Genomic DNA, 263 nt, shown 5'->3' with positions numbered 1-263 from the left:
TCGCGGGTTCGAGTCCCGTCCGCTGCGCCATATTCGGTAACCTGGACCACTGAACGCCAGGTCACCACGGAAAAACCCGCTGAAGCGGGTTTTTTTCTGTCTCAAGTTTGTACCTTGTTCCATCGGGTTTGTGTCGTTTCACCGGTTTTCGGATTTTTTTGAAAAAAACTTCAATTAAATCAACACATTACGAAAACTTGTGACATAATGCGTCCCGTAACGAAGCGAAGGGTGATTAGCTCAGCTGGGAGAGCGTCTGCCTT

The sequence above is a fragment of the Pseudomonas sp. AD21 genome, assembly GCF_002878485.1.
Taxonomy (GTDB): Bacteria; Pseudomonadota; Gammaproteobacteria; order Pseudomonadales; family Pseudomonadaceae; genus Aquipseudomonas.
This window is presented reverse-complemented; position numbering follows the sequence as displayed.